The sequence below is a fragment of the Lentzea californiensis genome (genome assembly GCF_024648825.1).
GTDB lineage: Bacteria > Actinomycetota > Actinomycetes > Mycobacteriales > Pseudonocardiaceae > Lentzea > Lentzea californiensis.
This window is the reverse complement of the sequence record NZ_JANBBE010000001.1, coordinates 712615-737696: the sequence shown is the minus strand read 5'-3', so window position 1 is coordinate 737696 and position 25082 is coordinate 712615. Positions and strand designations below refer to the sequence as shown.

The following is a 25082-nucleotide window of genomic DNA, read 5'->3' as shown; positions in this document are numbered from 1 at the left end:
CGCAACCATCAACGACATGAACAACTTCTCGAGGAAACTCGCCAGGACGGTCGTCGCCGGCGCACTCGCCGCCGTGGCCGTGGCCGTCGCCACGCCCGCCGCCTCGGCCGCGGCGCGCGACGGCAGGTGCGACAACAACGAGTTCTGCCTGTACTGGGGCGGCGGCAGCAGCGTTACCTCACTGTCGGACTTCGCGGCGTCGCTCGACAACTACGGCAAGACGCAGCCGACGTGCTACGAGTTCAAAACGCCGGGCTTGCCCGGCTATGGCGAGTGCATCAAGAACAACGCGGTGAAGGCGTGCAACCTCAGGTCACGCGCTGTGCGCGTGTACTTCAACAGCTACCATGAAGGGCCGTACGACACGATTCCCGCAGAGTCCTGCCACGGCCTCAGCATCACCTTCTTGAACAACGCGTCACACCTGTTCCTCTGACGGATCAGCGCGTTCGCGGGTGGCTGATGTGCTCCAGGTCGTCACTGGATTCGTCGATCGGCTTCGCCATCTCCTGGCGGTAGCGCCAGATGCCCCAGCCGGTGCCGCCCAGGAAGAACGCGACGCTGACGACGATCGCCGCGGTCTCGAGCCACGGGAGCTGCTGCAGGATGCCCGCACCGTAGTAGCCGGCCAGCACCAGCGTCGGCACCCAGGCGATGGCACCGATGGTCGTGGCCAGTGTGAACCGCTTGAGGTCCATCCTGGCCGCGCCCGCGATCATCGGTGCCAGCGTGCGGATCCACGGGATCCAGCGCGCGAGGACGACGGCCCAGAACCCGCGGCGGTCGAGGAAGTCGCCCGCGCGTTTCAGGTTCTGCCGGTTCAGCACCTTGCCGCCCTTGCGGGCGAGCACGCGCGTGCCGGTGCCGCGGCCGATGAAGTACCCGACCTGGTTGCCGACGACGGCGACGATGAGAGCCGCGAGGGACAGCAGCCACGCCGACAACTCGCTGTTGTGCGTCGCCAGCACCACGCCGGCCGCGAACAGCAGCGAGTCACCGGGCAGGAAGAGTCCGAAGATGAAAGCGCACTCGACGAAGATGAAGCTCAGCACGATGATCCAGACGGCCACCGGACCCGCGGTCTCCAGCGAGGCGAATGCATGCGCCACGGTGAGCCAGCCTACGTCGTGCCGTGGCGGCGTCGCGGCGACTTCGAGCCGACGGATCGGCGAAGTCTGGGTTGAGCACGCTGGGTCACTGCGTGAACTCCGTTCCGTTGGAATCACCTTCGAGTGAACCAGGCGAATCGGGCTAGCGTGGGCGTATGGAGAGCTTGCTCGCTGAACTCCGCGCCGCGGTGGGTGGTTCCGGAGTCTTGACCGACGCCGACGTCACCGCGAGCTACCAGCGCGACATGATGCCGCTGGCGCCACACGGCAGTCCGCTGGCGGTGGTGTTCCCGCTGAACACCGAGCAGGTCCAGGCCGTGGTGAGGGCCTGCGCGAGCCACCGGGTCCCGATCGTTCCCCGTGGCGCGGGCAGCGGTCTGTCCGGTGCCGCGAACGCCGTCGAGGGCTGCGTCGTGCTGGTCATGACCAAGATGGACGCGATCGTCGAGATCGACACCGACAACCGCCTCGCCGTCGTCGAGCCCGGCGTCATCAACCTCGATCTACGTGGCGCCGTGGAGAAGCACGGCCTGTTCTACCCGCCGGACCCGAGCAGCTACGACTGGTGCACGATCGGCGGCAACCTCTCCACCAACGCCGGCGGCCTGTGCTGCGTGAAGTACGGCGTGACCACCGACTCCGTGCTCGGCCTGGAGGTCGTGCTGGCCGACGGCGAGGTGTTGCGAACGGGCCGCCGCACGGTCAAGGGCGTGGCGGGCTACGACCTCACCAAGCTCTTCGTCGGTTCCGAGGGCACGCTCGGCGTGATCACCAAGGCCACACTGGCGCTGAAGCCCCTGCCGCAGGCCCCGGCCACGCTGGTGGCCGCGTTCGGCAGTACCGCCACGGCGGGTGCCGCGGTCAGCCGGATCGTCCGCGAGGGCTTGGTGCCGTCACTGATGGAGATCATGGACCGCACCTCGATCGAGGCCGTCGAGCAGTACCTGAAGACCGAACTGGGCGCCGGTCCGGGCTGTGCGGCGTTGCTGATCTGCCAGACCGACGCGGGCGGCGAGCAGGCGCGGCACGAACTGCGGAAGATCGAGGAGATCTGCTTGGAGGCCGATCTCGTCTACGCGACCCACGACGTCAACGAGGGCCGCGACCTGCTGACCGCGCGCCGTGCCGTGCTGACCGCTCTGGAGATCTACGGCTCGTGGCTGACGGACGACGTGTGCGTGCCCCGCACCCGCATCGCCGAGCTCATCCAGGGCTGTGAGGACATCTCCAGGGAGGTCGACCTCAAGATCGCCGTCGTCGGCCACGCGGGCGACGGCAACATGCACCCGACGATCGTCTACGACCCTGCCGACGCCGACCAGTTCGCCCGCGCCCAGAAGGCTTTCGACGACATCCTCGCGGTGGGGCTCGCACTGGGCGGCACGGTGACCGGCGAACACGGCATCGGCAAGATCAAGCGCGAGTGGCTGGCGAAGGAGATCGGGCCGGTCGGCCTCCGGGTCCACCGCGAGATCAAACGCGCGCTGGACCCGGACAACCTGTTCAACCCCGGCTCGATGTTCTAGCAGCACGTCCGCTGAACAGTGGGAAACGGCTCCTGAGCTGCCTTCTCCACCTCGGCGAGCATCTGCCGCCGGGCGTCCGGACCGAGCACCCGGCCCCGCGTCAGCACGGTGTGGATCCGTTGCGTGTTGCGGATGTCCTCGACCGGATTGCCGTCGAGCACCACGAGGTTCGCCTCCGAGCCGGGCTTGATCGCGGCGCCCCGCGTGCCGGCCTTCAACGCCGCCTTCGGTGACAGGCCCGCCTCGACCAGCAGCTCCAGTTCGTCGTGCACGGAGAAGCCGGAGAACGAGTACGGGTTGCCCGCGTCCGTGCCGAGCAGGATCTCGACGCCGTGCGCGTGCATCTCGGCGACCAGCTCCTGGCGGCGCCGGAAGAACTCGGCCTGCTGCCGGATCTCCTGCGGTGTCACCGGAACCCAGCGCGTCAGGCTGTCGCGCCACAGGTCCCGGTAGAACGCCGGCATGTACTTCATCCGCGGGTCGTTCGCGAACCGGTCCGCGGGGCTCGCGTACACCCGCATCGCGACCATCGTCGGGCACAACGCGGAGTTGTTGCGCTGCAAGCGCTTCGCCAGCCGCAGGGCCTTGCTGCGGCTGTGCGAGAGAGTTGCCTGCCGTTCGAACTCCAGCACCTGCTTGAACCACGCGAACGGGTCCGCCGGGTCGAGCGGCAGGTCCGCGATCGCCTGGCGCAGCTGGGTTTCCCGCGTGCTGGTGGCGAGCGGCAGGCCGTACATGTGCTCGAAAGTGCGCTGCCCCAGGTCACTCGCGTCGCCCAGCGGCACGTGGTTCGAGCAGTGCCCGGCGAACGTGGTGGACTGCCGGGAACACTCGTCGGCGATGGCCTCGAGCGTCGGGCGGTCCAGGTACGAGTAGACCTTCACGAAGTCCGCGCCCTTGGCGTCCCGCACGGCCTGCCGGCCCTCCTCCGGCGTGCTGACGATCAACGCGCCGGGCAGCGTCGAGTGCGGTCCGTCGATGATCGTGCTGCCGACGACCAGCCGGGGGCCGAACACCTCGCCGCGCTCGATCCGTTCGCGCAGCTCGTAGATCGGCGGGAAGCCCCACATCTCACGGATCCCCGTCACGCCGTTGACCAGGCACAGCGGCAACGTGATCCGGTCCAGGAACGCGCCGTGCACGTGCATGTCCCACAGACCGGGGATGACGAACTTGCCGGCGAGGCCGAGCACCGTGGCACCACGCGGCAACGGCAGGTCGCACGAGCCGACGGCGAGAACCTCGTTGTCCGCCAGCACGATGGTCGCGCCACGCCGGACGCCGGACGAGTCGATGAGCGTCACGTCGCGCAACGCCGTGATGCCCACCGATGCCTGTGCCCGGCCCGGCAGCAGGCCCGCACCCGCTGCCGCGCCGAGCCCGGCCAGCCATCCCAGCACTTCACGTCGAGTGGTGTCAGTCATGCCGTTCAACCAACACCTTGACGTTGCGTGAGACTCAAATCGTTTCAGTGGTGTGGCCCGGAACGTTGCCGGGGGAATTCGCGGTCAGACGGGTGCATCGTGGTGCCCTGCTGAGCGTGGATCACCTCGCCAACGTTCCGGGTCGCGCCACGAGCAAGCAAAAGGCCCGCCTGTCGGAACAGGCGGGCCTCGCGGTGTCCGGTCTTCCGGCGGGTCAGCGCTCCACGCGGGGGATGATCTGCGTCGAGTCGTCCTGCAGCGTTGCCTGCATGACCTGGGTGATGTCGTCCGCCTCTTCCTGCAGGAGCGACTTCTTCTCCTTGCGCGCCTTGATCACCTCGATGATGATCGGCACGATCGACAGGAAGACGATGGCGAGCAGCGTGACCGAGAGGTTCTCCTTGATGAAGGAGACCTGGCCGAGGAAGTAGCCCAGGACCGTCAGGCCCGCGGCCCACGCGACGCCGCCGATCGCGGAGTACGTGAAGTACTTCTTCGGGTCCATCTTGCCGACGCCGGCCATGGCCGTGATGAACGTGCGGACGATCGGCACGAACCTGGCCATGACGATGGCGCGAGCGCCGTACTTGTCGAAGAACTCCTGCGTCTTGTCGACGTACTCCTTCTTGAAGATCTTCGACTCGGGCTTGCTGAACAGCGCGGGACCGGCCTTCTGGCCGATGTAGTAGCCGACGACGTTGCCGACGAACGCGCACACCGTCAGCAGCACGCAGACGAGCCAGAGCGGGGTGTCGATGGTGCCCGCCGCGACGAAGAGACCCGCTGTGAACAGCAGCGAGTCGCCGGGCAGGAAGAAACCGACGAGGAGCCCGCACTCCGCGAAGATGATGAGGCACAACCCGATGAGCATGTACGGGCCGAAGCCGCTCAGCAGGTTTACCGGGTCCAGCCAGTCAGGGCCCAATGCAATCGTCACGGCGACAACGGTACAGGTCAGCTCAGGGTGATCACTGCGGCCACCGCGCCCGCTGCCAGGCCCAACAACAACGCGAGACCCAGGATCCACCACACCGGCATCGGCGAGCGGGGTTCGTCAGTGATTGGGGCATGCGCGACAAATCCGGCATTCGTGCTGGTCGCCTGCGCTCGCAACGCGTCGGTCACCAGTCGTTCCGGATCGTCCGCCATGCACCTAGTCCTTGACCCACTCGCCCCTGACCATCACGTCCCTCGGCTTCAATTCTGCATCCAGGACGACGATGTCCGCCGCACAACCCGGCTGAAGCTTTCCTGTGTCGAGGCCGAGGAGCTCGGCGCCACGGGTCGACGTCGCGTACACGGCCTCCATGAGCGTCAGCCCGCACGAGTTGACGGCGTTGCGGAACGCCACGTCCATGGTGAGCGTGCTGCCGGCCAGCGCGGCGCCGCCGGCCAGCGTCGGCACCCCGTCGACGACGCGCACCTCGAGGCCGCCGACGTCGTACACGCCGTCACCGACACCGGCGGCCGCGATGGCGTCGGTGATCAGGATCGTGCGCTTGCGGCCCGCGTGCCGTGCGGCGAGGCGGACCGCGGTCGGGTGCAGGTGCACCAGGTCGCAGATGAGCTCGACGGTCACGCGGTCGTCGTCCAGCAGCGCGCCGATCGGGCCGGGCTCGCGGTGGTGCAGCGGGCGCATGCCGTTGAACAGGTGCGTCGCCACCGAGGCGCCGGCGTCGACGGCGGGCCTGACCTGCGCCTCGGTCGCGTCGGTATGGCCGATGGCGGCGAGGACGTTGTTGTCCACGAGCTGGCGCACGGCCTGGACCGCGCCCTCCAGCTCGGGCGCGATCGTGATCATGCGGACGGTGCCCTTGCCCGCGTCGAGCAGCTTCGTCACCGAGGTCTGCTCCGGCGGGCACAGGATCGCCGGGTCGTGCGCGCCGCAGCGGGCGGCGGACAGGAACGGGCCCTCCAGGTGGATGCCCGCGACCACGCCCTCCTGGGTCAGCTCGGCCAGCGCGGACACCTGGTCGGCCAGTTCCGGCACCGGACGTGAGACCAGCGAGGCCAGCAACGTCGTGGTGCCGTGCTTGCGATGCGCCGACGCGGCCCTGCGGACCTTCGCCGGATCGGGGCTGGTGAACGCGTCACCGCCACCGCCGTGGCAGTGGATGTCCACGAACCCGGGCACGATCGTGCAACCGCTGACGTCGTTCACCGGGCCGTCGGGTGCCACACCCTCACCGACCGCGGCGATCCTGCCGTCTCGGACGCTCACCCACCCGTTCTCGAGCACTCCACCAGGCGTGACGACCCGACCACCGGTCAGGATCACGTCAACTGGTCCACCCCACGTGCTCATCACGCCTCCAGCGTGTCGATGGCCAGCAGCGCCGCGCCGAGGAAGCCTGCCTCGTCGCCGAGCGCCGCGAGCCGAAGCTCCGGTCGGCGCTGGAAGGCGATCAGGCCGTCCAGCCTTTCCCGCAAGGGATCCACCAGCAGGTCTCCTGCCAGTGCGAGCCCACCGCCGAGCACAACGGCCTCCGGACCGAGCAGCGTCGCCAGCACCAGGATCCCCCTGGCGAGCGCGTCCACGGCCTCGTGCCACACGGCGACGGCGTCCTGTTCCCCGTCCCTCACCCTGAGTGCGACCTCAGCGGCTCCCTTGACGGGGGTGCCGGTACGTGCGGTGTACCGGCGGGCGATCGCCGCGGAGGACGCCACCGTCTCCACGCAGCCGATCTGGCCACAGGCGCACGGCACGCCATGGCCGACGTCGACATGTCCGATCTCACCGGCGAAGCCCTCGCCGCTGTAGATCCTGCCGTCGAGCAGCAGCGCGCCGGCGATCCCGGTGCCGATCGGCATGATCACCGCGTTGCGCAGGTCCCTGGCGGCACCCATGCGGCATTCGGCCAGGCCCGCGGCGCGCACGTCGTGGCCGAACGCGACGGGGACGCCGAGCCGTTCGGTCATGACCGCGCTGAACGGGAACTGGCTCCACGGCAGGTTCGTCGTGTACACGCCGATGCCGTTGGCCTCGTCCACGATGCCCGGCGCCACGATCCCCACGGCGTCGATCTCGTGCTCGGAGGCGTTGCCGAGCTCGTCGACGAGTTCGGCGATGACGTCGAGGAGGGGCGCCAGCTCACCGGGAGTCGCCCGGCGCGCGTGCTTCTCCGCCGCCACCGACTCGGACGTACCGGCGACGAGCGCCGCCTTGGTTTCGGTGCCACCGATGTCAACGGCGACCACGTGTCTGCGTGCCACGGGAACTGATCCTGCGGCATGGAAGGCCTATTGGTCTATACCAAGTACCGATTTGGGCGCGTGGTCTTACTGGCTGAAACCGCCCACATCGGGCAAAGCGGTCTCAGCTGGGGAAACGGTGAAGTTTGTTGCCTGGTGGGCTCAGCCCGCCATGATCTTCTGGAGGGCGTCCAGCGCACGGGAAGCCGTCGACTTCACGGTGCCCTTCGAGATGCCCGTGGCTTCGGCGATCTCCGCCTCGGACAGGTCGCCGTAGTACCGCAGCACGAGCACCTCGCGCTGGCGCGGCGGGAGCTGCTGCAACGCCTTGACCACGGCCTGGTGCTCCGCGGTCAGCATCGCGAGCGACTCGGCCGAACGTGCGTTCGCCACGTGCGGCGGCGTGTAGTCGCGGGCCGTCTTGCGCCGGCGCAGCACGCTGCGGGAGCCGTTGACCACGGCCGTGCGGAGGTATCCGACCGCCGCCTGGGAGTCGCGCAGACCCTTCCAGTTGCGGTGCAGGCCGGTGAAGGCCTCCTGGACCACGTCCTCGGCCGTCGACGGCTCGTCGACCAGCAGCAGCGCGAGCCTGACCAGGCGCATGCGGTGCTGCTTGTACAGGTCTTCGAGCGTGAGGGGCCCTGTGGGAGGTCCTGCGACGCCGTCCTTGATTCGCAGGTTGGTCAGGGTGTCCTGCACGGTGCGCGGTGTTTCTTCGCCAACCACAAGGTAGGACGGTACCGGTCAGCTTCACTACGGTGGAGGCATGGCCCGCTTTGCAGTCGAATTGGTGTTCGGTCCCGATCGCGAGAAGCGCCTCGCGGTGCGCCCCGAGCACCGCGAGTACATCGCCTCCCTCGCCGAGAAGGGCGTGATCCTCGCGTCAGGTCCATACGCGGACGACGCCGGCGCGTTGATCATCTACGAGGCCGCGGACGAAGCCTCGCTGAAGGAGATCATCGCCGCCGACCCGTACACGCCCGCGAACGTCGCGGAGTGGACGATCCGCGAGTGGAACCCGCTGATGGGCCCCTGGATCGCGTGACATGGCGAGTTCGTGCCGGTCGTCCGGCCGGCACGAACTCGCGATCAACGACTGGCAGCCTGCCCACCCGGCCCGACCAGGCCTGACGTGTCGCTCGCGGCCATCTGCCGGTCGGCGTCGGCCACCTCCGCGACCGCCTGGCGGTCCACGACCACCGGCGTGAACGCGCGGAAGTACTTCAGAGCGCCGACCCAGCCAGGGACGTGGACCGCCTTCGACCGCTTTTCGATGCCCTTGACCACGGCCCTGCCGACGTTGCGCACGGGGTACTTCTTGCTCGCGAGCCCCGGCATGCCCTGGCGCAGCTTGCCGAAGACCGGGTGCTCGTCGGCGCTGTTGACCATGTCCGTGGAGATCCACGAGAAGTACGCGGTGCCGACGTCCACGCCCAGGTGCCTGACCTCGGCCCGCAGGCTGTCCGCGAACGCCTCGCAGCCCGCCTTCGCCGCCGAGTAGGCCGCGTTGCCGGGGATGTGGACGATCGCGGCGAGCGACGAGACGACCAGGCAGTAGCCGCGGCTCTTGATCAGGTGCGGCAGCGCCGTGCGGACCGTGCGCCAGACACCGAGCAGGTTGACCTCGATGACGCGCTCGAACGCCTTCGGGTCCATCGAGCGCACGAACCCGGTGGCCGCGATGCCCGCGTTCGCCACCACGACGTCGATGCCGCCGAAGTGAGCCGCGACCTCGTTCATGACGCGGTCGAGCACGTCCCAGTCGGTGACATCGGCTTCCCACGCCTTGCCGCCGGTCTCCCGCGCGACCTCTTCGAGCTGGGCTTTCTCCAGCCCGACGAGCGCGAGACGTGCTCCGCGCCCGGCCAGTTGCCTCGCCACCTCGGCGCCGATGCCCCTGGCCGCGCCGGTGATCAGTACCACCTTGCCCGTGACGTCCATGCTCGTCACGGTAACTCAACCTACTCCCGGTAAGCTACTGGCAAGTTAAATTGCGCGGAGGCGATCGACCTCGGCCTGGGTGAGCTCCAGGGTCAGCACCGGGAGCAGGTCGCTGAGCTGCTCCAACGTGCGGGCGGACGCGAGCGGCGCGGCCACCGTCGGCTGCTGGGCGAGCCACGCCAGGGCGACCGCCGCGACCGTCGTCGCGTGCGTCTCGGCCAGCTCGTCGAGCACTTCGAGCACCTGCAGACCGTGCTCGTCGAGGTACTTCGAGGCCGCGCCCGCCCGTGCGCTCTCGACCTCGACGCCCGGCCGGTACTTGCCGGTCAGGAAGCCCTTGGCGAGCGACCAGTACGGCACGGTCGCCAGGCCGTGCTTCGCGACGGTGTCCTGCAGGTCGCCCTCGAACTCGTCGCGGCTCACCAGGTTGTACTCGGGCTGCAGCGCCACGAACTTCGCGAAGCCCTCGCGCTCCTGGACCTCCAGCGCCAGCGCCAGCCGTTCGGCGGAGAAGTTGGACGCCGCGAGGTAGCGGACCTTGCCGTCGCGGACGAGCTGGTCGTAGGCGGCCAGCGTCTCCTCCAGCGGCGTGTTCGGGTCGTCGAGGTGGTTGTAGTAGAGGTCGATGTGGTCGACGCCGAGCCGCTTCAACGAGCGTTCGGCGGCGGTCAGCACGGTGTCGCGCTTCTGGTTGCCGAACCCGGCGAGCATGCCGACCTTGGTGGCCACCACGACCTGGTCGCGGTCGCCGCGCCCGGCCAGCCACCGGCCGATGATCGTCTCCGACTCGCCGCCGGAGTTGCCGTCGGCCCAGGCCGAGTACACGTCGGCGGTGTCGAGGAAGTTCCCGCCCGCCGCCGTGTAGGCGTCGAGCACTGCGAACGACTGGTCCTCGTCAGCGGTCCAGCCGAACACGTTGCCGCCCAGGCAGAGGCGGGACACGTCCAGGTCTGTGGTGCTCAAGATCGGCATACTGCGAAGGTAGTCCGCCACGAGGATTGGGGTTCGGATGCTGGGAACGTTCGGGGTCTGGGGTTCGCACTACGAGTGGTCCGGGAAGATCGGCGAGATCGCGGAGCTCGAAGCACTCGGCTACGGCGCCTTCTGGATCGGCGCCTCACCGGACATCGCCCTGGTGGAGCAGGCGCTGGCCGCCACCACGTCGATGACGATCGCCACCGGCATCACCAACGTCTGGCAGACCGAGCCCGAGGCGATCTCCGCCGAGTTCCACCGGCTCGCGAGCGACCGGTTCCTGCTCGGCGTCGGCGCGGGCCACCGGCAGCTCGACCAGGCCTACGACAAGCCCTACGACAAGCTCGTGTCCTACCTCGACCGGCTCGACGTGCCGGCCGACCGGCTGGTGCTCGCCGCGCTCGGCCCGAAGGTGCTGAAGCTCGCCGCCGACCGGACCGCGGGCGCCCACCCGTACCTCGTGCCGGTCGAGCACACGGCGGAAGCGCGGAAGGCGGTCGGCGACAAGCTCCTCGCGCCGGAGGTGACCGTGGTCGTGGAGGAGGACCCGGTGGCCGCGCGGGCCATCGCGCGGGAGCAGCTGGCGGTCTACTTCACGCTCACCAACTACGTGAAGAACTGGCGGCGGTACGGGTTCTCCGAGGAGGACGTCCAGGGATCGGACCGCCTGCTGGACGCCCTGGTGGCGCACGGCAGCCCGGACCAGGTGGCCGCGAAGCTGCAGGCGCACGTCGACGCGGGCGCCGACCACGTGGCCGTCCAGTCGCTGAACGGCCACTACGCGGAACTGGCCGGGGCCCTCGGGCTCAGGCGCTGATCTCGACGCCCTTCCAGAACGCCACGTGGCCCTTGATCTGCTTCGCCGCTTCCTTCGGCTCGGCGTAGTACCAGGCCGCGTTGGTGTTCTCGGCGCCGTCCACCTGCAACGAGTAGTAGTTCGCGTCGCCCTTCCACGGGCAGTGGGAGGTGTGGCCGGTCGGCTTCAACACGGCCGGATCGACGGACTCCAGCGGGAAGTAGTGGTTGCCTTCGACCACGACGGTGTCGTCGCTCGAAGCGATGATCTTGCCGTTCCACTGTGCGGTTGCCATGTCATCCACTATCCCCCTACCGGCGGGTAGCGCGGAGCGGCTGGTCAGCTGCTACTTGATCGATCACTCTGTGATGGCGGCCACCGCGCCGGCCCCGTGACACTGCCTCGTAGGATGCGAGCTGACACCCGTTCAGGGCGCCTGAGGAGGACCACCGATGCCCATCGCAACTCCCGAGGTCTACGCGGAGATGCTGGACCGGGCCAAGGCGAACGAGTTCGCCTACCCCGCCATCAACGTCACGTCGTCGGAGACGCTCAACGCGGCTCTGCGCGGCTTCGCCGAGGCTGAGAGCGACGGCATCATCCAGTTCTCGACCGGTGGAGCCGAGTTCGCCTCGGGTACCAAGGTCAAGGACATGGTGACCGGCGCCGTGGCGCTCGCGGAGTTCGCGCACGTGGTCGCCGCCAAGTACCCGGTGAACATCGCGCTGCACACCGACCACTGCCCGAAGGACAAGCTCGACGGGTACGTGCGTCCGCTGATCGCGATCAGCCAGGAGCGGGTGGACAAGGGCGGCAACCCGCTCTTCCAGTCGCACATGTGGGACGGCTCCGCCGTCGCGCTGGACGAGAACCTCCAGATCGCGAGCGAGCTGCTCGACCTCTCCGCCAAGGCGAAGCTCGTCCTCGAGATCGAGGTCGGCGTCGTCGGTGGCGAGGAGGACGGCGTCGACAACGAGATCAACGACAAGCTCTACACGACGGCCGAGGACTACCTGAAGACCGTCGAGGCGCTCGGCGCCGGTGAGAAGGGTCGCTACCTGCTCGCCGCGACCTTCGGCAACGTGCACGGCGTCTACAAGCCGGGCAACGTGAAGCTGCGCCCGGAGATCCTCAAGCAGGGCCAGGACGTCGTGGCGGAGAAGCTCGGCCTCGCGGCCGGCTCGAAGCCGTTCGACCTGGTCTTCCACGGCGGCTCCGGCTCGCTGCTCGAGGAGATCCACGAGGCCGTGTCGTACGGCGTCATCAAGATGAACATCGACACGGACACGCAGTACGCGTTCACCCGTCCGATCGCGGCGCACATGTTCGCGAACTACGACGGCGTGCTGAAGATCGACGGCGAGGTCGGCAACAAGAAGGCCTACGACCCGCGCAGCTACCTCAAGGCCGCTGAGCAGGCCATGGCCGCCCGCATCGCCTCGGCGTGCGAGCACCTCAAGTCGTCGGGCCGCATGATCGCGGGCTGACTCTGACCGCACGCGGGGACCTTTCGTACTCTCGGAGAGTACGAAAGGTCCCCGCGTGCGTTTCGCGGCCTAGCGGAACGCGTCGACGTTGCGCGCGGCCCAGTCGGCGAACGACCGCGGGGCGCGTCCCAGGACCGCCTGGACGTCCGGGCTGACGCTCAGCTCGTCCGGGGTCGGCGAGCTGAGGATGTCCAGGGTGTCGTCGGCGAGCTCGCCCGGCATCAGCTGTTCCATGCCGGCCTTGGCCTCGGCGCGGGTGAGCTCGTGGAACCGCACCGGTTCGCCCAGTGCCGCCGCGATGGCCGCGGCCTGCTCGCGAGGCGTGATCACCTCAGGGCCGGTCAGTTCGTAGACGCCGCCGTTGTGCCGGTCGTCCGTGAGACAGGCGGCCGCGACCTCCGCGATGTCGGCGGGGTCCAGGATCGGCACCCCGGTGTCGCCGAACGGCGCGGCGACCACCCGGTTCGCCCGCACGGACTCGGCCCACCACAGGGCGTTGGACGCGAAACCGCCCGGCCGCAGGATCGACCAGTCCGCCCCGGACTCCCGCACCACGTCCTCCAGCGCGCTCATCGCGATGCGCGTGGCGCCGAACGGCCTGGTCTTCACCCCGAGCGTGGACAGCAGCACGACGCGTCGAACCCCTGCCGCGACCGCCTGCCCGACGACGTCCGCCGGGTCGGCCCCGGCGGCGTGCAGGTCGCCGGAGAGCAGCAGGAACAACGCCTTCGCGCCGGCCAGCGGGAGGGTGTCGGGACGGGCGAGGTCCGCCACCACGTGCCGCGCGCCGTCCGGCACCTCCGCCGCGTGCCGCGACACCGCCGTCACCTGCTCGCCCGCCTCGGCCAGCGCCCGAGTCAACGGCTTGCCGATGTTTCCGGTCGCCCCGGTCACCACGATCATTTCCAGCTCCTTCGTCGATGTGGGCACGACGTTAGGAACCGGGCTTACATTTCGTAAGGACGTACCTGGAGGTAAGCTCCGGACATGGTGGTCGGAACTCAGTTCACGCGGTCCGGGGCGACGGAGCGGTATGAGGTGTTTCACACCGACTGCCCCGCGCGCGAGATGGTCGGCCACGTGACCAGCCGGTGGGGAATCTGGGTGCTGATCTCCCTGCAGACCAACGACCTCAGGTTCTTCGAGCTGCGCGAGAGCATCCGCGGCATCAGCGAGAAGATGCTGTCCCAGACCCTGCGCGGGCTCGTCGAGGACGGCCTGATCTGGCGCAGGGTGGAGCCGACGACCCCGCCCCAGGTCACCTACGGGTTGACCGAGTTCGGGCGGGACGTCGGCGAGCCGCTGGCCGACCTGTTCGGCCGGATCACCAGCCGGCTGTCAGCGGAGCTGGCCGAGCTTCGCCCCTGACGCGAACAGCTGCGTCCTCGGCCGGTGGGCCACCATGTCCCCGACCGTCCACAACACCGCCAGCAGCACGGCCGTGACCGCCGCCGACGAGAACGAGATGGGCGGCCCCCACAGGTACTCCTGCTGGAACCAGATGCCGACGTAGCCGACCGTCGTGACGGCCGCCGAGCCGAGCACCGCGGCAGCCGGGGTCGGCATCTCCACCGCGTGCGCCGCGTCGATGGCCAGCGCGACCAGGATCAGGAACAGCGGCACCGCGGACTTCGGGAAGTCGATGCCCGCGAGCAACGGCCAGATCAGGCACCGGTACGCGACGTACCCGGCCGCGACCGCCGTGGCGGCCCACCGCCGTCCGATCGTCCTGCGGGCGATGACCAGCACGAGCGCCGCGGCGACCAGGCCCCACACCGGGTAGACCCAGTCCGCGATCGGCAGCGCGAAGTGCACGACCGCCTCCCTGCCGACCGGCACGCCGAGCTGGTCCGCGGCGAACTGCAGCAGGATCGGCTCGGCCTCGGCCTTGCCGTCGTCGTAGGCCTGCAACGCGCGCACGCCGTACTCCTGGTGCTGGTTGGGGAACCAGACGTTCTCCAGGAAGAAGAACCACAGCGCCACGAGCCCGAACGTCCTGTACTTGCCTTCGGGGTAGAACTTGATCCACCCGCGGATCGCGCCGGCCAGCATCACCGCCGTACCCAGGTACAACAGCGCGTGCGACCCGCTCCAGCTCGTGATGTCGAGCCCGTTGACCCGGTGGTTGATGATGTCGATCGGCAGGGCGATGAGGAAGATCCCCGACCCGGCCTGCATCAACCGGATGGTCGGCTTGTCGCCGCCGTACCCGGTGAACGTGTGGAACAACGTCAGCCCGACCACGATGACCGTGCCGACCGTGTTGATCAGGTGCGGCGGCGCGAGGTCGTCACGCAGCCACTTGAAGTGCCACGAGACGTCCCACGACGACCCGATCAACTTGAGCAGGAGACCGACGAGCCACAGCTGGTAGAGCTGCTTCGTGAGCGCCGCCGGTGTCTCCCTGCCGGGCGCGCCCCGCTCCCAGTACTGGTCCCTGAACTGTCTTGCCCCCTGCATCATCCGAACATCATGAGCTGACCGGTGGTGTCCAGGTAGGTCGAACGGCCCTGGTTTTACCCTGATGTTTCCAATTCGTGTGCTCGATGGGGTGAACGAAGTTGAACTCTTGTGGACTGGCTCGGCAAGGTGCACGGCCATGAGCTCTGACTCGACTGACAGTTACAAGGCGACCACCAAGCAGCGGATCATCGCCGGTGTGCTCGTCACCGTGCTGCTGCTGGCCGTCGTGGCCACTGTGATGAGGATGTTCGTCTGAGGGTGTTCGTCTAGCCCGGTTCCGGGGATGGGGCACGATGGGGCGCATGGTTGAGAACCTCCTCGGGCCCGAGCCGACTCGTCTTCCCGAACGTCCTGAGGCGCAGGCTGCTGCTGATGGCGGTACTGATCCTGGCAAGATCGTCCGGGCGTACCCGGACTTCTCCGAGGCGTGGGCGCTGCTGGCCGAGCGCGCTTTGCACGCCGGGGATCCCGTTGCCGCTTACGCCTATGCCCGTACCGGGTACCACCGTGGGCTTGACCAGCTGCGGCGGTCTGGGTGGAAGGGGTTCGGGCCTGTGCCTTGGTCGCATCGGCCGAACCAGGGCTTCCTCCGGGCGCTTGCTGCGCTCGCGTTGGCCGCTCGGGAGATCGGGGAGGACGAGGAGTGGGACCGTTGCTCCAAGTTCCTCGCTGACTCGGATCCTGAGGCTCCGGCTGCGCTTGGGCTGGTCTGACGGGTTCCCGGCGTTGCGGGCGGTCTTGCGGTTGCGTGCGTTTTCCTGGGGGCTCTGCCCCCAGACCCCCGGCAATCTGATCGGGGGGCGCCGCCTGTGGGCTGATGGCACGCCTGTTGCGTTGGGCGGCCGCCGGTTGCGTTGAGAGTGCGTTTGGCGGTGGGTCCCGTCACGAGTCGCACCAAGAGCGGGCCACACCTGAGGGGTGAGGTCAAGTCGACGAAAAGCGTGTCGACTTGACCTCACCCCTCAGGTGCAGCAAGAGCTGTGGCGCGACTCGTGACGGAACCCGCCGCCGGGCGCGCTTGGTAAAGACGGCTCGCCTTCGGCATCGCGTGCGGGAGGACGGCTCGCCTTCGGCTTCGCTTGCGATGAGACTGGTGCAGTTAGGTGGGTGAGTTGTGGGCGCGGTTCGGGAAGCAGTCAGGCGTGGGTTTGGCCGGTGGCGTGGGGCCGCTTTGCCGATCGTCCAATGTGCTCTGTCCGCTGGCCTTGCCTGGTTGGTCGCGACGATGGTCATCGGGCACGCGCATCCGTTCTTCGCGCCGATTGCCGCTGTTGTCTGCCTTGGGGTTTCGCTGGGGCAGCGGTTGCGGCGGGTTGGTGAGCTGGTTGTCGGTGTTTCCGTCGGCGTTGGGGTTGGCGACGCGCTGATCAGCTGGATCGGTAGTGGGCCCTGGCAGATCGCGCTGGTCGTGGCGTTGGCGATGTCTGCTGCCGTGTTGCTGGACGGTGGTTCTGTCATCGCGTTGCAGGCTGGGTCGTCTGCGGTGCTGGTGGCCACCTTGTTGCCGCCCAGTGCTGGTGGCGGGTTCGATCGGATGATCGACGCGTTGACCGGTGGGCTGGTCGGGCTGGCTGTGGCCGCGCTCATTCCGGCCAATCCTGTGACGGTGGCTCAGCGGCAGTTGAAGGTGCTCACCAACACGCTCAGTGGGGCGTTGCGGGATCTCGCCGGGGCGCTCGACTCGAAGGATTCGGTCAAGGCTGCTGGGGTGCTGGCCGAGTTGCGGACCAGTCAGACGACGATCGACGACTACAAGGCCGCGCTGCAGACCGGTAGTGAGATCGCTCGGATCGCGCCGATTCGGTGGCGGTCCAAGGACGAGCTCAAGAGGTATCAGACTGCTGGTGGGCCGGTGGACTACGCGATTCGGAACACTCGGGTGCTTGCTCGGCGGGCCATGGCTGCGTTGAAGGCCGACGAACCCATTCCCGACGGGGTGCCGGACGTGCTCAGGGACTACGCGGACGCCGTGGACTGCTTGAAGGGCGAGTTGGAGAAGGGTGCCGAGCCCAAGTTGACTCGGGAGGCCGTGCGGGACGCCGCGCGGGTGCTCACCGCGCGGCGTCTCGGTGGGGACGGGTTCTCGTCCAAGGTCGTGCTGGCGCAGATCCGCAGTGTCGCGGTGGACCTGCTGCAGGCCACGGGGCTCAGTCGGAGTGAGGCGATGGAGGCGTTGCCGCCTCTCAGCCCTCCGGCCGATGCAAAAGCCCGTGCAGAAGGGAGTGCACCTGTTCATGATCGCGAGGATCCGTCAGAACGCACGAAGCGCCCGTGATCGCATACCACTCTTCCGCGCCCTCGTAGCGGACCAACGCACGGAGTTTTCCGTCGTCGGAGAGTTCCGTGCTCAGTTCCAGGTCACCCGTGACCACGCCGACCTCGTCGGTCATCACGCCGCCGGGACCCGCTACGAAAAGCGAGGAGAGTGGCGTCATCAGCACCTTCCGAGCATGCTCGTCAATTCTGTCTTCTCGGCCGAGTTCACGCTGAGGCTGTACTTCGCTTTCACGTGTACCCACATCTTGGCGTAAGTGCACCAGTAGGACGTCACCGGTGGCTTCCAGGTGGCCGGGGTCTGGTCGCCCTTGGCCTGGTTCACGTTGTCGGTCACCGCGATCAGCTGCGGGTAGTCGGTGTCGTTCGCGAACTGCTGGCGCCGGGTCGTGGTCCAGGACGCCGCTCCGGACCTCCAGGCGGCCGCCAGGGGGACGACGTGGTCGATGTCCACGTCGGAGGCCGCGGTCCACGTCGCGCCGTCGTACGGTGAGAACCAGCGGCCCGACGTCGCGGCGCAGCTCGAGTCGGTCACCACGCTCGTGCCGTCGCGCTTGAGCACGAACTCGCGGGTGTTGCAGGTGCCTTCCTTGGTGATCCAGTGGGGGAACTTGTCGCGCGAATAGCCCGTCATCGAGCCGTCCGCGCGCACGGTGAGGCCGGCCAGTTCGGACTTGGCGACCGTTGCGGTGGGGATGTTCAGCGGTGTCGCAAGTGCAGGGGAAACAAAACCGAAGGTGAGAGCTGCTGTGGCAACTAAAACACCAATGGTTCGGTTAACTTTTGACATCGTCCCGACTTTCCTTGTTGGGAAGTGATCGGGACCCACCCTCAGTCACGTTATGAAATTAGGCAATGCCTTCGAGTGACACTCAAGTGAATGACAGGCGCAGGGCTAGAGGCCTCGTACGAGCCTCAAGTCCTCGGTGTGGCGGTACCAGGTCCACTTGTCGACCGGGCGCGGGTGCTTGTGGCCGTCCAGGACCGCCGTCGTGGGGAGGCAGCCGAGCTGGAACGCGCGCGGGCGGCTCACCCGGACCTTGGAGCCGAAGAAGCGCTTGTTGACGATCCGGATCTGCAGGCCGGCGCCGCCGTCGGGGTCCGGTGTGCACTCGATCCGGGAGGCCTGGCCGCGCAGCACGTTGTCCGCGTCGCTGTAGCCGACGCCCCGAACGGGTGCCAACACGCCGAGACCCATCAGGACTCCGCCGACGTCGTCGCGGACGAACGGGACGGGATCTACGTCACCGTTCAGGGCGATGTCGAGGGCGCGGGCCGGGTCGGTCGAAAGCCCCCAAAGCGCGGCCACGGACGAATCGGCGAGGGGTACGTAACCCAGTGCCACCGAACCCAGCTTTTCCTTGCGCAGCAACCGCAGCGCCACCGCAGCGAGGTCGGCGTCGGTGCCCGCCACGACCAGCCGATCGGCGTCCAGATGTGGATCTACGTGGTCCTTGCCGGGCCTCGCCGGGACGACGTGGACGTCGTCACGTTGAGCGATCATTGGCAACTGCGTGTTTCCGCAGGCCAACACGATTCCGCGCACGGTCATCTCCTGGTCTACCCTCACTTACCGGCATTCGCTCGAACCAGTCCAAGTGCTTGGAGTTTCACATGCCGGCCGTCGTGCTGATCGGTGCCCAGTGGGGCGATGAGGGCAAGGGCAAGGCCACCGACATCCTCGGTGAGCGTGTCCAGTGGATCGTTCGTTACCAGGGCGGCAACAACGCGGGACACACCGTCGTCCTCCCGGACGGCCAGAAGTTCGCCCTGCACCTCATCCCGTCCGGCATCCTCACGCCCGGCGTGAAGAACGTGATCGGCAACGGTGTCGTGGTCGACCCCGGCGTGCTGCTCACGGAGCTCGCGGGCCTGGAGGAGAAGGGCGTCGACACCAGCGGTCTGCTGATCTCGTCGGACGCGCACTTGATCATGCCGTACCACGTGGCCATCGACAAGGTGACCGAGCGCTACCTGGGCAAGGCCAAGATCGGGACGACCGGTCGCGGCATCGGCCCGGCCTACCAGGACAAGCTGGCCCGCGTCGGCGTCCGCGTGCAGGACCTGCTGGACGAGAAGATCCTCCGGCAGAAGGTCGAGGCCGCCCTGGACTTCAAGAACCAGGTGCTGGTCAAGGTCTACAACCGCAAGGCGCTCGACCCCGAGCAGGTCGTCGACCAGGTGCTGGAGCACGGTCAGCACTTCGTGCACCGCATCGCCGACACCCGCCTGCTGCTCAACCAGGCGCTCGACCGCGACGAGATCGTCGTGCTGGAGGGCTCGCAGGGCACCCTGCTCGACGTCGACCACGGCACCTACCCGTTCGTCACGTCGTCGAACCCGACGTCGGGTGGCGCGACCGTCGGTTCCGGTGTCGGCCCGACCCGCATCAGCACCGTGATCGGCATCCTGAAGGCGTACACGACCCGCGTCGGCTCCGGTCCGTTCCCGACCGAGCTCAACGACGACCAGGGCGAGTACCTGCGCAAGCAGGGCGGCGAGTTCGGTGTCACCACCGGGCGCTCGCGCCGCACCGGCTGGTTCGACGCCGTGATCGCCCGCTACGCCTCGCGGGTCAACGGCATCACCGACTACTTCCTCACCAAGCTCGACGTGCTGTCCGGCCTCGAGAAGGTGCCGGTCTGCGTCGCGTACGAAGTGGACGGTCGCCGCACCGACGAGATGCCGATGTCGCAGACCGACGTGCACCACGCCGTCCCGGTCTACGAGGAGCTGCCGGGCTGGTTCGAGGACATCTCGCACTGCCGCTCGTTCGACGAGCTGCCGGCGAACGCGAAGGCGTACGTCGAGTACCTGGAGAGCATCATCGGCGCCCGCGTCTCGGCGATCGGTGTCGGCCCCGGCCGCGACCAGACGATCGTGCGCCACGACGTGCTCAGCTGACAGCTCGCTCCTGGGCCTCGGCCAGCTTGGTCCGCGTGACCTCCAGCTGGTCGAGGCCCTTCAGGAAATCGCCCGTTGTCGGGACCATTGTCCCGGAACACGACGAGGCACGACATCGTGCCGTGCTCCGGCGCCCGCAACTGTCCTGTGTGGACTCAGCGATGTCTTGGGTGAGGTAGAAGCCTGACCACCGTCACTGAGCCGTTGGCGGGAAATATGTCCGTGCGGGGAACATCTCGATGTACGACGCGTTTTCACGATCTGGGCGTCGTTGACTCATTCCTTGGGCTCGCCTGTACTTCCGCCCATGACCTTGTCCATAGCAGGAGTGGCCGCGCGGCCGAAAACCGCGACGCCCGTGCAGACGCGGAAGTTCAGGCTGCCGCTGCGGTGGATCAGCCCTGTCGCGCTGGTCCTGCTGTGGCAACTGGCCAGCTCAACGGGTGTGCTGTCGCCCGACAAACTCGCTTCTCCGCTGACGGTCGCGGAATCCGCCGGTGAGCTGATCGCGGACGGCCAATTGGGCGAGGCGTTCGCGGTGTCCATCACGCGCGTTCTGTTCGGATTTCTCATCGGCGGCTTTGCCGGCGTCGTTCTGGGGCTCGCGTCCGGCCTTTCCCGCTGGGGCGAGACATTGCTGGACCCGCCCGTGCAGATGTTGCGGACGCTGCCGCACCTCGGCCTGATCCCGTTGTTCATCCTCTGGTTCGGCATCGGCGAGGAACCCAAGCTCGCGCTGGTCGCGGCCGGGGTGGCGTTCCCGCTCTACCTCAACCTGCACGCGGGCATCCGGCAGACCGATCCCGGCCTGGTCGAGGCCGCTCGCGTGCTCGGCTACAACCGGTTCGAACGGATCGTGCACGTCGTGCTGCCGTCCGCCGTACCGCAGACCCTGGTGGGACTGCGGATCGCGTTCGGCACCGCCTGGCTGTCGCTGATCGTCGCCGAGCAGATCAACGCCGACGCCGGCCTCGGCTTCCTGATCAACAACGCCCGTGAGTTCCTCCGCACCGACGTCGTGGTCGTCGGCCTCGTGGTCTACGCGCTGCTCGGCCTGACGACGGACGCCCTGGTGCGGTTGCTGGAGAGGAGGATCTTGCGATGGCGAGCCCGGTGAAGCCGGCGGTGAGCGTTCGTGGTCTGCACAAGGCTTTCGGCGCGCGGACGGTGCTGGACGGCATCGACCTGGAGGTCGAGCCCGGCGAGTTCGTGGCACTGCTCGGGCGAAGCGGGTGCGGCAAGTCGACGTTGCTGCGCATCCTCGCGGGCCTGGACCGCGAGGTCGGAGGCGAGGTCGAAGTCCCCGGCACGGTGTCGATCGCGTTCCAGCAGCCGCGGCTGCTGCCGTGGCGCAAGGTCTGGCGCAACATCTCGCTGGGCCTGCACAAGCCGGACGGTCGCGCCGTCGCCCTGAAAGCGCTGGAAGAGGTGCGGCTGACCGATCACGCCGACGCGTGGCCGCTGACGTTGTCCGGCGGTGAGGCGCAACGGGTCTCGCTCGCGCGGGCGTTGGTGCGCGAACCGGACCTGCTGCTGCTCGACGAACCGTTCGGCGCGCTGGACGCGCTGACCAGGCTCGCCATGCACCACCTGGTGGAAGACCTGTGGACCAGGCACAAGCCCGCCGTGCTGCTCGTGACGCACGACGTCGACGAGGCGTTGCTGCTGGCCGACCGGATCCTCGTGCTCGACGAGGGCCGGGTCGTCGCGACCCACCACGTCGGCCTGCCCCGCCCGCGCCGCCGGGCATCCGTTGTGGAGCAACGCACTCGCGTACTCGCTGACCTGGGAGTGGACGTTGAAGAAGCTGCGTGACAGAAGCCTGCTCGGCCTGCTGGCCGCGATCCTCCTCACCACCGGGTGCTCGGCGGGCACGCAGTCCGCGGACACCCCCGCCGCCGACGTCGTCCTCAAGGTCGGCGACCAGAAGGGCGGCGCCAAGTCGGTGCTGACCGCGGCCGGCCTGCTGAACGACTTCCCGTACAAGATCGAGTGGTCGACGTTCACCTCCGGCCCGCCCCTGCTCGAGGCGGCCTCCGCGGGTGCGATCGACGTCGGCGCGGTCGGCAACACACCGCCGATCTTCGCCGCGGCCGCGAAGGCCAAGATCGCCGCGGTCGGCGTCTCCAAGGGCCAGGTCGAGGCGGACGCGATCCTCGTGCCGGAGAACTCGCCGTTGCGCGGCGTCGCCGAGCTGAGGGGCAAGAACATCGCTGTGGCCAAGGGAAGTTCGGCGCACGGCCAGATCCTGCTGACACTGCGCTCGGCCGGTCTCACGACCAAGGACGTCACGCTGAACTTCCTGCAGCCCGCCGACGCGTACGGCGCGTTCACGCAGGGCAGGGTCGACGCCTGGGCGGTCTGGGACCCCTACACCGCGCAGGCGCAGCAGGAGGCCAAGGCGCGCGTGCTGACCACCGGCGAGGGCAAGTCGAACGGGTACGGCTTCCAGGTCGCCGGCAAGAAGGCCTTGGAGGACAAGGGGAAGAACCCGGCGCTGAAGGAGTACCTGATCCGCTACTACAAGGCCCAGAAGTGGGCCGACACGCACCGCGAGGAGTGGGCGAAGGCGTGGGCGGCGGAGACGGGTTTGAAGTACGACGTCGCCCTGGCCGCGGTGAACCGCAACGGCGACGCGGTGGTGAGGCTGGACGACACGGTGATCAGGTCGGAGCAGGAGCTCGCGGACGCGTTCACCGAGGACAAGACGTTGCCGGGCAAGGTCGACTTCGCGAAGTTCGTCGACACGAGGTTCCAGGGAGATCTGGCATGAGCATCACGCTGCACTGGTTCCTGCCGACGTCCGGTGACGGCCGCACGGTCGTGGAGCACTTCCACGCCAACCGGGCGCCCGCTGCCGGGGCACGCCGTGAGCCGGACATCGACTACCTGGCGCAGATCGCGCGCACGGCCGAGCAGGTCGGGTTCACCGGCGTGCTCACGCCGACCGGCACGTGGTGCGAGGACGCCTGGCTGACCACGTCCGCGTTGATCGCGCAGACCACGAAGCTGAAGTTCCTGGTCGCGTTCCGGCCCGGCGTGCTGTCGCCGACGCTGGCCGCGCAGATGGCCTCGACGTACCAGCGGATCTCGCGCGGCCGGTTGCTGCTCAACGTGGTGACCGGCGGCGATTCCGTGGAGCAGCAGCGGTTCGGCGACTGGCTCGACAAGGACCAGCGGTACGCGCGCACCGACGAGTTCCTCCAGGTCGTGCGCGGGATCTGGACCGGCAAGCCGTACACGTTCCAGGGCGAGCACTACCAGGTGCAGGACGCGACGGTGCTGGCCGCGCCGGACCCGGTGCCGCCGATCTACTTCGGCGGTTCGTCCGACGCCGCCCTGCCGGTCGCGGCCGCCCGCGCCGACGTCTACCTGACCTGGGGCGAGCCGCCGGAGGACGTGGCGGCGAAGATCGCGCGGGTGCGGGCGCTGACCGATCGCCCGATCCGGTTCGGCATCCGGCTGCACACGATCAGCCGGGACACGTCGGCGGAGGCGTGGGCCTCGGCCGCGAAGCTCCTCGACGCGCTGGACCCGGCCGCGGTCGCGAAGGCGCAGCAGCAGCTCGGTGCGTCGGAATCCGTTGGCCAGCAACGGATGCTGGCACTGCACGGTGGCGACCTCAGTCGCGGTGTGCGCGGGCTGGAGATCTACCCGAACCTGTGGGCCGGCGTCGGACTAGTGCGCGGTGGCGCGGGAACGGCGCTGGTGGGCTCGCACTCCGAGGTCGCGGACCTCATCGAGGAGTACCACTCCATCGGGATCGACGAGTTCGTGCTGTCCGGCTACCCGCACCTGGAAGAGGCCTACTGGTTCGGCGAGGGCGTGCGGCCCCTGCTGAAGCAACGGGGATTGCTCGACGGGGACCGCACGCTCGCACTGGCTAGCGCTTGACCTTGGCCTCCACGGCCGTGTCGGGGTTGTCCGCGAACACGCCGTCAATGCCCTGCTTGAAGAACAGGTCGTACTCCTCGAAGGCCCGGCCGTACGCGGCCGGGTCGGTCGAGGACCGGAAGTCCGCCGGCAGGAACGAGTTCTCGTTGCGGAACGTCCAGGAGTGCACGACCAGACCGACCTTGTGGGCGTCCTTGACGACGGTCGTCGGCGCCTTCAGGAAGCCGTTGGCGTCACGCGGGATGATGATGTCCTTGGTTAGGCCGACGCCGTCCGCGTAGGAACGGACCTCGCGCAGGCCCGCCGGGGTGACCAGGTCGGCGTAGGTGCGCTTGTCGCCGGCCGCGACGAAGTCGTACGGCGCACCGGAACCGTTGACCAGCTGCACGATCGGCACGCGCAGCGACCTGTTGAGCTCCTTGAGGTTCGCGACCTCGAACGACTGCACGTAGACCTTGGCGCCGCGGCGGTTCAGGCCGTTGCGGTTGAGGACGTCGACCAGCTTCGGCTCCAGCGCGAGACCGATCGACTGGAAGTACGTCGGGTGCTTGGTCTCGGGGTAGATGCCGATCTCACGGCGCAGTTCGCGGGACAGGCGCTTCGAGAGGTCGATGACCTCCTGCAGCGTCGGCACCTCGAAGCGGCCGTCGTAGAGCGTGTTGCGCGGGCGGATCGCCGGGATGCGTTCCTTGGCGCGCAACGTCTTCAGCTCGGCGAGCGTGAAGTCCTCGGTGAACCAGCCGGTGACCGCGACACCGTCGATGGTCTTGGTCTTCTTGCGGTCGGCGAACTGCGGCCTGGCCGAGACGTCGGTCGTGCCGCCGATCTCGTTCTCGTGCCGGGCGACCAGCTTGCCGTCCCTGGTGGGCACCAGGTCCGGCTCGATGAAGTCGGCACCCATGCGCGCGGCGAGCTCGTACGCCGCGAGCGTGTGCTCGGGCCGGTACGCCGAAGCGCCCCGGTGCCCGATGACGATCGGACCCTTGTCGTCGTGTGCCGACGCGGAGGGCAGCGACGCCACCACCGCACCCGCGAACACGAGGACTACGGCGGCTAGACCACGGGCCCGGATCCCTCTGGGATACATCGTTCGACCT

Annotated in this window: 28 protein-coding genes; 13 read left to right on the top strand and 15 right to left on the bottom strand. The window is 68.3% G+C overall.

The annotated features are described in order from the left end of the window. The first annotated feature begins 16 nt into the window (after positions 1–16). Positions 17–436 carry a peptidase inhibitor family I36 protein gene (locus LX88_RS03965; RefSeq protein WP_258946470.1) on the top strand — a complete coding sequence of 140 codons (420 nt, stop codon included), beginning with the start codon at positions 17–19 and terminating at the stop codon, positions 434–436. 4 nt (positions 437–440) lie between these two features. Here the strand turns inward: LX88_RS03965 and LX88_RS03960 are convergent, their stop codons facing one another. After that, complete coding sequence (locus LX88_RS03960) at positions 441–1109, bottom strand: DedA family protein (protein ID WP_258946469.1); 669 nt, start codon at positions 1107–1109, stop codon at positions 441–443. A 155-nt stretch (positions 1110–1264) separates the two neighbouring features. Between LX88_RS03960 and LX88_RS03955 the strand changes: the two genes are divergently transcribed. After that, positions 1265–2635 (top strand): FAD-binding oxidoreductase, encoded by a 1371-nt coding sequence (locus LX88_RS03955; RefSeq protein ID WP_258946468.1) that lies wholly within the window; start codon positions 1265–1267, stop codon positions 2633–2635. Here LX88_RS03955 and LX88_RS03950 read toward each other — a convergent pair. The 6 genes from LX88_RS03950 to LX88_RS03925 all read right to left on the bottom strand — a co-directional run bounded on the left by LX88_RS03950 (position 2632) and on the right by LX88_RS03925 (position 7977). Then, positions 2632–4059 carry an amidohydrolase family protein gene (locus LX88_RS03950; protein WP_258946467.1) on the bottom strand — a complete coding sequence of 476 codons (1428 nt, stop codon included), beginning with the start codon at positions 4057–4059 and terminating at the stop codon, positions 2632–2634. The two genes, LX88_RS03955 and LX88_RS03950, sit on opposite strands and share 4 nt — an antisense overlap. Positions 4060–4273: 214 nt before the next feature. Beyond that, entirely contained in the window at positions 4274–4996 is a 723-nt protein-coding gene (locus tag LX88_RS03945; protein WP_258946466.1) for a DedA family protein, read from the bottom strand. Positions 4997–5013: 17 nt separating this feature from the next. Beyond that, positions 5014–5208: a hypothetical protein gene (locus LX88_RS03940; protein WP_258946465.1), complete on the bottom strand. Its 195-nt coding sequence runs from the start codon at positions 5206–5208 to the stop codon at positions 5014–5016. A 4-nt stretch (positions 5209–5212) separates the two neighbouring features. Next, the gene (gene nagA / locus LX88_RS03935; RefSeq protein ID WP_090066179.1) at positions 5213–6364 is read right to left on the bottom strand and encodes an N-acetylglucosamine-6-phosphate deacetylase; all 1152 of its coding nucleotides are present in this window, start codon (positions 6362–6364) and stop codon (positions 5213–5215) included. After that, the gene (locus LX88_RS03930; protein WP_258946464.1) at positions 6364–7272 is read right to left on the bottom strand and encodes an ROK family protein; all 909 of its coding nucleotides are present in this window, start codon (positions 7270–7272) and stop codon (positions 6364–6366) included. Before LX88_RS03930 ends, nagA begins: the two co-directional genes overlap by 1 nt. A gap of 141 nt (positions 7273–7413) precedes the next feature. Continuing rightward, positions 7414–7977, bottom strand: coding sequence for a SigE family RNA polymerase sigma factor (locus LX88_RS03925; protein ID WP_030477748.1), 564 nt, complete (start codon positions 7975–7977; stop codon positions 7414–7416). Positions 7978–8017: 40 nt separating this feature from the next. On the opposite strand from LX88_RS03925, the gene LX88_RS03920 reads away from it, so the two are divergent. Next, positions 8018–8296, top strand: coding sequence for a YciI family protein (locus LX88_RS03920; RefSeq protein WP_258946463.1), 279 nt, complete (start codon positions 8018–8020; stop codon positions 8294–8296). Between the two features lie 44 nt (positions 8297–8340). Here the strand turns inward: LX88_RS03920 and LX88_RS03915 are convergent, their stop codons facing one another. Both LX88_RS03915 and LX88_RS03910 read right to left on the bottom strand, forming a co-directional pair. Next, complete coding sequence (locus tag LX88_RS03915) at positions 8341–9192, bottom strand: SDR family oxidoreductase (protein ID WP_090066176.1); 852 nt, start codon at positions 9190–9192, stop codon at positions 8341–8343. Between the two features lie 45 nt (positions 9193–9237). After that, positions 9238–10164, bottom strand: a complete 927-nt coding sequence (locus LX88_RS03910) for an aldo/keto reductase (RefSeq protein ID WP_258946462.1) — start codon at positions 10162–10164, stop codon at positions 9238–9240. 37 nt (positions 10165–10201) lie between these two features. On the opposite strand from LX88_RS03910, the gene LX88_RS03905 reads away from it, so the two are divergent. Beyond that, positions 10202–10984, top strand: a complete 783-nt coding sequence (locus LX88_RS03905) for a TIGR03620 family F420-dependent LLM class oxidoreductase (protein ID WP_258946461.1) — start codon at positions 10202–10204, stop codon at positions 10982–10984. Here the strand turns inward: LX88_RS03905 and LX88_RS03900 are convergent. Next, positions 10974–11258: a DUF427 domain-containing protein gene (locus LX88_RS03900; RefSeq protein WP_258946460.1), complete on the bottom strand. Its 285-nt coding sequence runs from the start codon at positions 11256–11258 to the stop codon at positions 10974–10976. The two genes, LX88_RS03905 and LX88_RS03900, sit on opposite strands and share 11 nt — an antisense overlap. Before the next feature lie 157 nt (positions 11259–11415). On the opposite strand from LX88_RS03900, the gene fbaA reads away from it, so the two are divergent. Next, positions 11416–12450, top strand: a complete 1035-nt coding sequence (gene fbaA, locus LX88_RS03895) for a class II fructose-bisphosphate aldolase (RefSeq protein ID WP_090066172.1) — start codon at positions 11416–11418, stop codon at positions 12448–12450. A 69-nt stretch (positions 12451–12519) separates the two neighbouring features. Here the strand turns inward: fbaA and LX88_RS03890 are convergent, their stop codons facing one another. Then, entirely contained in the window at positions 12520–13353 is an 834-nt protein-coding gene (locus LX88_RS03890; protein ID WP_258946459.1) for an SDR family oxidoreductase, read from the bottom strand. An 84-nt stretch (positions 13354–13437) separates the two neighbouring features. Here LX88_RS03890 and LX88_RS03885 point away from each other — a divergent pair, with 84 nt between their 5' ends. Beyond that, entirely contained in the window at positions 13438–13818 is a 381-nt protein-coding gene (locus LX88_RS03885) for a winged helix-turn-helix transcriptional regulator (RefSeq protein ID WP_258946458.1), read from the top strand. Here the strand turns inward: LX88_RS03885 and LX88_RS03880 are convergent. After that, the gene (locus tag LX88_RS03880; RefSeq protein WP_258946457.1) at positions 13789–14910 is read right to left on the bottom strand and encodes a hypothetical protein; all 1122 of its coding nucleotides are present in this window, start codon (positions 14908–14910) and stop codon (positions 13789–13791) included. The genes LX88_RS03885 and LX88_RS03880 overlap by 30 nt on opposite strands. Before the next feature lie 305 nt (positions 14911–15215). Here LX88_RS03880 and LX88_RS03875 point away from each other — a divergent pair, with 305 nt between their 5' ends. Continuing rightward, positions 15216–15626, top strand: a complete 411-nt coding sequence (locus LX88_RS03875; RefSeq protein WP_090015268.1) for a DUF3151 domain-containing protein — start codon at positions 15216–15218, stop codon at positions 15624–15626. Between the two features lie 401 nt (positions 15627–16027). Next, positions 16028–17188, top strand: a complete 1161-nt coding sequence (locus LX88_RS03870; RefSeq protein ID WP_258946456.1) for an FUSC family protein — start codon at positions 16028–16030, stop codon at positions 17186–17188. A gap of 159 nt (positions 17189–17347) precedes the next feature. Here LX88_RS03870 and LX88_RS03865 read toward each other — a convergent pair whose 3' ends face one another. Both LX88_RS03865 and LX88_RS03860 read right to left on the bottom strand, forming a co-directional pair. Then, positions 17348–17977 carry an HNH endonuclease family protein gene (locus LX88_RS03865; protein WP_258946455.1) on the bottom strand — a complete coding sequence of 210 codons (630 nt, stop codon included), beginning with the start codon at positions 17975–17977 and terminating at the stop codon, positions 17348–17350. A gap of 105 nt (positions 17978–18082) precedes the next feature. Beyond that, positions 18083–18691 (bottom strand): hypothetical protein, encoded by a 609-nt coding sequence (locus LX88_RS03860; protein WP_258946454.1) that lies wholly within the window; start codon positions 18689–18691, stop codon positions 18083–18085. Positions 18692–18801: 110 nt separating this feature from the next. On the opposite strand from LX88_RS03860, the gene LX88_RS03855 reads away from it, so the two are divergent. The 5 genes from LX88_RS03855 (at position 18802) to LX88_RS03835 (ending at position 23985) form a co-directional block, all read left to right on the top strand. Beyond that, a complete protein-coding gene (locus tag LX88_RS03855; protein ID WP_090066164.1) occupies positions 18802–20091 on the top strand; it encodes an adenylosuccinate synthase in 1290 nt (429 codons plus the stop codon). 307 nt (positions 20092–20398) lie between these two features. Further along, complete coding sequence (locus LX88_RS03850) at positions 20399–21208, top strand: ABC transporter permease (RefSeq protein WP_258946453.1); 810 nt, start codon at positions 20399–20401, stop codon at positions 21206–21208. Continuing rightward, positions 21193–21906 carry an ABC transporter ATP-binding protein gene (locus LX88_RS03845; protein WP_258946452.1) on the top strand — a complete coding sequence of 238 codons (714 nt, stop codon included), beginning with the start codon at positions 21193–21195 and terminating at the stop codon, positions 21904–21906. Before LX88_RS03850 ends, LX88_RS03845 begins: the two co-directional genes overlap by 16 nt. Continuing rightward, a complete protein-coding gene (locus LX88_RS03840) occupies positions 21890–22864 on the top strand; it encodes an ABC transporter substrate-binding protein (protein WP_372511168.1) in 975 nt (324 codons plus the stop codon). The genes LX88_RS03845 and LX88_RS03840 overlap by 17 nt, the downstream gene beginning before the upstream one ends. Continuing rightward, the gene (locus LX88_RS03835) at positions 22861–23985 is read left to right on the top strand and encodes an LLM class flavin-dependent oxidoreductase (protein WP_258946451.1); all 1125 of its coding nucleotides are present in this window, start codon (positions 22861–22863) and stop codon (positions 23983–23985) included. The genes LX88_RS03840 and LX88_RS03835 overlap by 4 nt, the downstream gene beginning before the upstream one ends. On the opposite strand, the gene LX88_RS03830 is transcribed toward LX88_RS03835, so the two are convergent. Beyond that, positions 23975–25072, bottom strand: coding sequence for a glycerophosphodiester phosphodiesterase (locus tag LX88_RS03830; protein ID WP_258946450.1), 1098 nt, complete (start codon positions 25070–25072; stop codon positions 23975–23977). The genes LX88_RS03835 and LX88_RS03830 overlap by 11 nt on opposite strands. Between the last annotated feature and the right edge of the window lie 10 nt (positions 25073–25082).